The sequence below is a fragment of the Anaerofustis sp. LCP19S3_F7 genome (genome assembly GCF_052119445.1).
GTDB classification, from domain to species: Bacteria; Bacillota; Clostridia; order Eubacteriales; family Anaerofustaceae; genus Anaerofustis; species Anaerofustis butyriciformans.
In genome coordinates, this window is sequence record NZ_JBQKFF010000024.1 from 1 (window position 1) to 7,792 (window position 7,792).

Here is a 7,792-nt window from a genome sequence, read left to right on the forward strand (position 1 = left end):
ATATTATTTTAAGTGTAAATTTAATAAATATTTTATTTTTGATTATTAACTTGTTTTAATAAAGATATAAAAAAACGCCTCTAAATTATAGAGACGTTTTAAATACAGCTTATAAATTATTCTAAGTTAGCGTGGTTTTTATACATTTCAGCTCCGTCTGTATCAATATCTTCCATTAAATCTAAAATAACAGAATCACAAATCAATAATAAACCTTGTTCAAAAAGTGTTCCCATTGGTTGTATTGATTTTCCGCTGTCTGATTTATCTTTTGCTTGTGTTTCAACTTTTACTATACAGTCTGCAACTTCTGCAATACCTTCTTTATCATTTGAAGAGATAAGAGCAATTTTAGCTCCCATTTCTTTTGCTTTTTTTGCCATTGCAACAAGGCTTGAAGTTTTACCTGAACCTGAACCTAAAACAAGTAAATCTCCTTCTAAAATAGCAGGTGTTGTTGTTTCACCTACAACATATGTTTTATATCCCATATGCATAAGTCTCATGGCAAAACCTCTCATCATAAAACCGCTTCTGCCCATTCCTGCTGTAAATATTCTGTTAGAATTTTCAATTATTGTTTTAAATTCTTCAACTTGTTTGTCATCAACTTTTTCCATTAATTCAACTAATTCATTTGCAACTTGTTTTCTTTTATTCATCTACTCTTCCCAATTCCTTCCATGTTTTTTCCATTCTGTCTTTAACGTTTGAGTGTCTGTCGCTTATAAACATCTCTTGCATCAATTCAGCGTCAAGAGCTTCGCAGTAAAATCTGCATTTACATAAGAAAAAGTAATATACATTATACTTACTTCCAGACATAACTTCAAAGTTTGCCATACCTTTTGAAATTATTATGTCAGCATTATCAAGTACTTCAATACACTCTTTTGAACATTTAGGTAAATATGTACCTACGATATCATTCCCGTTTGGAACTATATCCGCATAATCTGCCATTCCGGCTTCGTATGCTTCTTTAGGTGTAGCATCACTTGAAATAGGATAAGATGCAGGAACAACAGTAATATGCTTATCCGGATAAACTTCTTTTAATTTCTTACATAAAAGAGCATCTAAAACAACTTCTCCAACGTTATCAAGAAGAATAACTATTTCCTTTGCATTTTCCAAATCTTTTGTAAAAATTTTATAAAGTTCTTCATCAAACTTATATTTTTTTACATCATTAATAATACTTTTTAAATCATCAAGTGTTAAATTCGGCATTGTAGCAAAATCAATAACATTACCTGCGATAGCAAATTTAATGGCATCATTGATAACATCATCGCTTTCGTTTAACATACTTTCGATATCATCTTTCATATCTAAAATACATTTTTGGAATTTTTCTCTTGATTCTTTATGAATATCGTCTGTTTTCATAAATTTTCTCGTTACTCTTTCCCAAGCCGATTCTAATTCTTGATAAGAAGCCGCATTTACAGCTTTTGTTGCTTCTTCAAAATATTCTTCTCTTTTTTCTTCAGGTATATGCTTATTTGCATATTTTGTATATCTCCTTCTTGCACACTCAAGACAAGCTTTACTTGTAGCCATATTTACCCCCTTAAAAACAATTCAAATATATTTTACTACAAAAAATTATAAATTAATAGTATTAAATAAAAAAACACGGCAATAAGCCGTGCTTTTTATAACAAGTTATTATTTTTCTTTCTTATCTGATTTACTGATAGCATCCTCTTCATTATCTGATTTTTCATTATCCTCATCGTTGGAGATATCAATATCGTCTATATCTTCTTTTTCTTCCTCAGATTCAGTGATATCTTCTATATTGTTACTATCAGCCTCATTTTCAGATTGTTCATCTTCTGTATATTCTTCCAATGAAGAATCCATATTATCAGTACTTAAAATTTCTTCTTCCTCTACTTCATTTATTTCCCTTGAAGTTTCATAATTTGAACTTTCTTCACTGTCTGAAATATCATTTTCTTTGTCATCAGTAACTTGCTGTTTTTCTTCTTCAAGCTGTTCTACTTCATTAGTGCTTTCAATTTCTTCATTTGATACTTCATCAAAGACTTCATTTTCATGTGTATCTTCATCAAGCTCTTCTTCTACATCAGAAGTTTCTTCATCTGACGTATTTACAACTTCTTCACTTGATACTTCATCATCTGAGGCTTCATTTTTCTGTGTTTCAACATCTTCATTTTCTTCTTTAGTTTCTTCGATATCATCTTTCAAGTCTTCTTGTTCTTTGTCATTTTCTTTAGAAACTTCTTCATTAGATTCTTCTGATTCAATTTCCTCTACTATTTCAGTTTCTTTATTTTCTTCTAATTGTTCATCAGAAGTTTCTTCTAAAGTATCATGTTGTACATTTTCACTTTCGTCTAAAACTCCAGCGTTGTCAGTATTTAATTTTTCATCATCTTGTTCATCAATTGAAGAACTTTCCTCTTCATAAGAATCTTGCTTATTATCCTCATTTTCTAAATGAAAATCTTTGTCATCATGTTTAACATCATCAGAAGTTTCTTCTTCATCTATTGGCATATCTTCTTTTGTTACATCAATTTCTTCTGTTTCTTCTAAATCTTCATCAGAAACATCTTTTGATTCTTTATTAACTTCTTCAGATATATCTTCTTTATCATTTAAATCTAAATTGTCAGCTTCTTTATTTTCGTTTATATCTGATAATCCATCTTCTTCTTTAATATCAGTAACATCATCATCTGTTTCTTCTGTAATTTCTTTTATAGTTTCTTCAAACTCATTTTCCTTATATACTTCATCATAAACAGATTCTATTTCTTCTTTTGATACATTATTTAATATAACTTCATCAGAGTTACCAGTATCTTCACTAATTTCATCAGTATTATCAAAAACATCTTCAAAAATTTCTTCTTCACTTATAGAAGTATTTTTATCTTTAATGTTTTCAATATCTTCCTCAAATTCTTCAACATTTACAGATTCTTTATTGCTTGGTTGTTCAAAAGTTAAATTAAGGTTTTTATCCCTCTTTGCTTCGTATAACTCTTCATCAACATCTTCAAATACAAAGCTTTCTTCATCATTGTCATAATCTTGATCAATTAATGTTGCTTTGCTTACATGATTTTCTGAATTATTTACAAGTTCAAAGCCGATTTCTTCTTTTACGTCATTTTCATTTTCAAATTCGTAAAATTCGCTTTCGTCTTTAATTCTTGTCATTGCGGCTACATTACCGATATTGACATTTTCACTTTCCTCTTTCTTATTTTTTTCTGCAGAAGATTTTATCTTATTATCCAAGTCTTTTTCTATTTCTTTATAATCGATAATATTTCCGTTTAATTCACCATTAGAAACAATATCTGCCATACCGTTTTCTTTTGGCACAATTTTGATATCCTTTAAGCTTGGATATAATTTCATGATTTGTTCTACTGTAAATACACTTTCACCGTCAACTTCTTCGTCTTCATCAGCTTCTTCAATAACAATTTCGTCATAATATTCGTAATCATCATCATAGCTTATAGGTTCCAAACCAAGAGCTCTTTTCTTTTTAAGTTCTTTTTCTCTTCTTTTACGTTCTTTTCTTTGTTCTGCTCTTCTTTCGGCTTTTAAATATAATGTCATTAAAAGAACATACAAAATAGCACATAATATTCCAATTAGAATAAACGGTGTATAATCAAAGTCTTCAAGATTTATTGAATTTATTGCTTTATCAAAGAAATCATAATCATCTATATTTTCTTCTCTCAAAGAATTATCAGTAAAAACAAAGTAATATACGTCGCCATGGTCAATGGTAAACATAATCATTCCATGTCCCGTTAAAGCTTCACCATCAGCACCGGTAAGTTCAGAATTATAGTATATCTTATATCCGTTTCTTCTGTCTATTTTGCAATTTTCAACTTTTGTTACAGTTGGAGTTGATGTAAACTTCTTTGCAATGTTAACTGCATTTTTCTGCATATATGCATCATTGCCATATGTATTTTCTACGATATCACTTTTTATAGAAATCTTATCAGGATCTTTGATGTTATTTTTTTCAATTACATCTTCACCAATAAGATCCTCTACTTTTTCAACGTGAATTTCAAGTCTAATCTGATCCTCATAAGGTATGGTTACAACAGACAAATTACTATCCATTACAACATTTTTTATATCTTTAGGAATTTTTAAACTATACAAGTACGTAGTATTATAATATTCCTCATAGGAATTAAACCCAAATACCGGAGTAGAAAGGTTTGTTATTAATATTAATAATGTCATAAAAAAAGTTAATATTTTCTTTTTCATATAATTCCTACCTTATTTTCATTTCCTTTAATAATATCACAAAATTTAATAAAATAAAAGGAATATTATATACTAACAAATTATAAAATTATTAATATTTTCTTTATTTTTTATTAAAAAAACGTCCGCTTTTTGGGACGTTTTATTTCTTTATTGGATGGGGAATTACCGTTTTTAAATTATTTATATTCTTTACTCTTCTTGGGTCAGATAAATATATTTCATGGTGCAATCTTTCTTTTGAAAAATCGTTTTTATACCCTTCTTTTTCAATAAAAGAATTCATTTTCTCAATTGAAAATTTTTCATCATCATAAGAACCCATATGCATAATTTGAACACATAAGCCTTCTTCTATTTCCTTAAAAAATGTATTCGAAAAATCAACATCATTATTCTTTTTCTTAAATTTTTCCTTAGCTCTTTCGAAAACTTCTTTTGTAACAAATTCAGGTTGTCGTATCATTGAATACCAGCATAAATCATCTTTATTCGTTATATTTAATCCATCAAAACACTCATCTTCAACCCACCAAAAACCTTCAAGAGGTGGAACGACATATTCAAAATACCCATCTATCTTTTCTGAAGGATCCTTGCTCATTTTACTCATCTTTATAGTAAAAGAAAGACCATAAAGAATTTCCATTGCATTTTTATATTCTATTGAAGTGTTTGGATTACCCCTACCTTTTACCATTATAAAATTCATTTTTGGAACTTCTATAATACTTGGAGTTTTCTTTGGCATATATAAATCTTTATATTCCTTTTTATAATCAAGTTTAAAATCACTTTTCATCAGTACACTCCTTATAAAAATTCATATCTAAGTTTAACCTTATCACCTCTGAATATTACTTTTGAATATTCATAAGGTTTTTTAAAGGCATCATACATTATATCTTCAAGAATTAAAAGAGGATATCCGCTTCCTGTTTCAAAAATTGCGCTTACATCTTCGGTAGAGGTCATTGATTCCAATGTTTCCAAAACTTTATTTGGTTTTATTTCGTACTTTTCTTCTATTAAAACACAAAGCTGTTTACTTTCCAGCTCATCACATTCCCATATTTCTTTAAATTTATTATAAGGCAAATATGAATAGTGAAGACTTATAGGTTCACCTTCAGCAAGACGAAGCCTTTTTATGAATATAACGTCATCATTTTCTTTTATTCCTAGGTGAGATGCAATGTTTATTCCCGCTTTTATTATTTCTTTGTTTAGTAGTTTTGTTGTTGTCTTATACCCCATTCGTTCAAGCTGTTCTCTAAAACCCATGTATGCAAGAGATGTGGTCATTATTTTGGGGTTTGCAACAAAAGTACCTTTCCCCGTAACCCTATATAAAACACCTTCTTTGACAAGGTGATTACAGGCATTTCTTACGGTAATTCTGCTTAAATCATATTCTTTCATAAGCTCTGCTTCTGACGGAACTTTTGTATTTACTTTCCATATTCCTTTTTCAATATTTCCTCTTATTAATTCTTCAAGTTGAAGATACAAAGGTTTGGGATCATTTCTATCTATAATGTTATTCATAATGTTCACCTCTCATTATAACCCGTTATAACCAGTTATTAATTTTAATATAACATAAAAGATAAATAAAATCAAAATGCTTATTATTTTAAAAAAGGTAAATTACTCATCACTTCCCTTTTGATGCATAAATTCATTAATGAATGATGCCGTTATAATTCCTGACGGCAAGGCTATTATTGCAATACCAAAAAACGAAGAAATAATACTTACAATTCTTCCTGAAAAAGTAACAGGATAAATATCTCCATAACCTATTGTTGTAAGAGCAGAAGTTGCCCAATATATTGCTTCGAAAAAATTATCAAAAGTACCCGGTTCAACGTTAAACATAAAAAAAGCAGAAAACAATATATATCCAAAGGCAAAAAATAAAATAGAAGTTAATATATCTTTTTCTTTTTTTACTGCATTAAATACGATTTTTATATTTTTTGAATATCTAAAACTTCTAAGCAAAGTACAAGTTTTAAATATTCTAAACAACCTAAACATCTTTAACGAATCATTTAATAAGTAAAGTACAGGAAGCATTGAAATCAAATCAATTATTGCCAAAAATGTAAAAGGATAAAGTATAAACGATAATTTACCTTTTTCAAGTTTATAATCTGCAGTTATAAACCTTAAAATATAATCTATAAAAAATACAATAAAACAAATGATATCAATAACATAAAAAACTTTATTATTTGTTTTAAAACATAACGGTATCATTGAAAGTATTATTATTAAACAAATAAATAAATCGTACAGTTTACTTTGAATATAATATTCATCTGTAGGCTTATAAACTATTTTAAATATTTTCTCTCTCATATTTTTCTCTTTATTATTAAATTGGGGTTTATATAATAAATTTTTACTAAAATATTTAAAATATATACATTCTGCTATTTTATTTGTTTTATTAATTTAAATTTTTATATGATATAATTTAAATATAAGTAAATTGTTTTATAAAATGAGGAGGAAAGTATGGGAGAAGACAACAATAATAACTTTTCTTTAAATAATAAAAAAGGCGAATTCATTATAAAAAAAGAAATGAATAAAGAAGAACCTGAGATAACAGAAGAACAAGGCGAATTTGTTGTAAATAAAGAAGAAAATTTAGAAGAAAATACAAATAAAGAAAACATAAATGGTAATGAAAACTTATTAAAAATCATACCCCTAACTTAAATCATAGTGAAAAGGAACAGGGCGAATTTAATATTAAAAAAGATAATATAGTTGAAGATAATACTCATGATACAAAAACAGAAAAAAATATAGATGAAATAAAGCCAAGTTATAACGATTTTGGTAATCCATATATTTTTAAATCAGTTGAAGAAATGGAAAAAATAAAAAAAGAAAACAAGAAAAATTTAAAAATTTTATTAATTGCGTTTATCTTTTTATTTACAGCTATAGGCGTTGCAGTAACACTATTCTTTTCTTCTTATGAAAAAGGATATTATGAAGAAGTAAATAATAATACAAATTTTTCGTATCAAATATATACCTCTGAAAATGGTAAAAAAATAGAAACAATTGTTATCTCCTACAATTGGTTAAAGGGTTCAAAGGAAGTTCAAGATAGTTCATATGATAAGTTTGATACGTATATTAGTATCGTATATGCAAGTATATGGGGACTAGATAATTATACCTTTGAAGAAGAATCAAAAATGTGGGATAATCTTTTAAACACTGAGTATGATTATGAAAAAAATGGAATAGGAAACTTTAAAAGCGAATATAAAGATGAAAAAGCAATATATTCCTTAGAAGAAAAAAAGATGGAACAATATTTTTTACCTTTAGTACAATTAAATAAAAAAGACTGTATTAACAGTCTTTTTTATTTATTAATACAATATACGAAATATATATAGTTATTATGTATTATTTATATAATAATATAAAAATTTAATTCTCATTTTATAAATAAATAATATAT

Annotated in this window: 8 protein-coding genes; 2 read left to right on the plus strand and 6 right to left on the minus strand. The window is 27.2% G+C overall.

What is annotated here, in order from left to right:
- Positions 1-116: 116 nt before the first annotated feature.
- The 6 genes from hxlB to ACTQYZ_RS09955 form a co-directional block, all read right to left on the minus strand.
- Positions 117-662, minus strand: a complete 546-nt coding sequence (gene hxlB, locus ACTQYZ_RS09930; RefSeq protein ID WP_138268996.1) for a 6-phospho-3-hexuloisomerase — start codon at positions 660-662, stop codon at positions 117-119.
- A complete protein-coding gene (locus tag ACTQYZ_RS09935) occupies positions 655-1,566 on the minus strand; it encodes an ARMT1-like domain-containing protein (protein WP_441021446.1) in 912 nt (303 codons plus the stop codon). The genes hxlB and ACTQYZ_RS09935 overlap by 8 nt, the downstream gene beginning before the upstream one ends.
- Positions 1,567-1,674: 108 nt before the next feature.
- Positions 1,675-4,296, minus strand: a complete 2,622-nt coding sequence (locus ACTQYZ_RS09940) for a hypothetical protein (RefSeq protein WP_441416537.1) — start codon at positions 4,294-4,296, stop codon at positions 1,675-1,677.
- A 142-nt stretch (positions 4,297-4,438) separates the two neighbouring features.
- Positions 4,439-5,098, minus strand: coding sequence for a GyrI-like domain-containing protein (locus tag ACTQYZ_RS09945; protein WP_441416538.1), 660 nt, complete (start codon positions 5,096-5,098; stop codon positions 4,439-4,441).
- An 11-nt stretch (positions 5,099-5,109) separates the two neighbouring features.
- Entirely contained in the window at positions 5,110-5,844 is a 735-nt protein-coding gene (locus ACTQYZ_RS09950) for a GntR family transcriptional regulator (protein ID WP_441021442.1), read from the minus strand.
- Positions 5,845-5,946: 102 nt separating this feature from the next.
- On the minus strand, positions 5,947-6,663 hold the full coding sequence (locus tag ACTQYZ_RS09955; protein ID WP_441416539.1) for an ion transporter: 717 nt from the start codon (positions 6,661-6,663) through the stop codon (positions 5,947-5,949).
- Between the two features lie 159 nt (positions 6,664-6,822).
- On the opposite strand from ACTQYZ_RS09955, the gene ACTQYZ_RS09960 reads away from it, so the two are divergent.
- Both ACTQYZ_RS09960 and ACTQYZ_RS09965 read left to right on the plus strand, forming a co-directional pair.
- Positions 6,823-7,029 (plus strand): hypothetical protein, encoded by a 207-nt coding sequence (locus tag ACTQYZ_RS09960; RefSeq protein WP_441416540.1) that lies wholly within the window; start codon positions 6,823-6,825, stop codon positions 7,027-7,029.
- 155 nt (positions 7,030-7,184) lie between these two features.
- A complete protein-coding gene (locus tag ACTQYZ_RS09965) occupies positions 7,185-7,727 on the plus strand; it encodes a hypothetical protein (protein ID WP_441021438.1) in 543 nt (180 codons plus the stop codon).
- The last annotated feature ends 65 nt before the right edge of the window (positions 7,728-7,792 follow it).

Bases quoted from the DNA above. Each gene is read 5' to 3' on its own strand.
- hxlB (WP_138268996.1), bottom strand. From the start codon at position 662: ATGAATAAAAGAAAACAAGTTGCAAATGAATTAGTTGAATTAATGGAA.
- ACTQYZ_RS09935 (WP_441021446.1), bottom strand. From the start codon at position 1,566: ATGGCTACAAGTAAAGCTTGTCTTGAGTGTGCAAGAAGGAGATATACA.
- ACTQYZ_RS09940 (WP_441416537.1), bottom strand. From the start codon at position 4,296: ATGAAAAAGAAAATATTAACTTTTTTTATGACATTATTAATATTAATA.
- ACTQYZ_RS09945 (WP_441416538.1), bottom strand. From the start codon at position 5,098: ATGAAAAGTGATTTTAAACTTGATTATAAAAAGGAATATAAAGATTTA.
- ACTQYZ_RS09950 (WP_441021442.1), bottom strand. From the start codon at position 5,844: ATGAATAACATTATAGATAGAAATGATCCCAAACCTTTGTATCTTCAA.
- ACTQYZ_RS09955 (WP_441416539.1), bottom strand. From the start codon at position 6,663: ATGAGAGAGAAAATATTTAAAATAGTTTATAAGCCTACAGATGAATAT.
- ACTQYZ_RS09960 (WP_441416540.1), top strand. From the start codon at position 6,823: ATGGGAGAAGACAACAATAATAACTTTTCTTTAAATAATAAAAAAGGC.
- ACTQYZ_RS09965 (WP_441021438.1), top strand. From the start codon at position 7,185: ATGGAAAAAATAAAAAAAGAAAACAAGAAAAATTTAAAAATTTTATTA.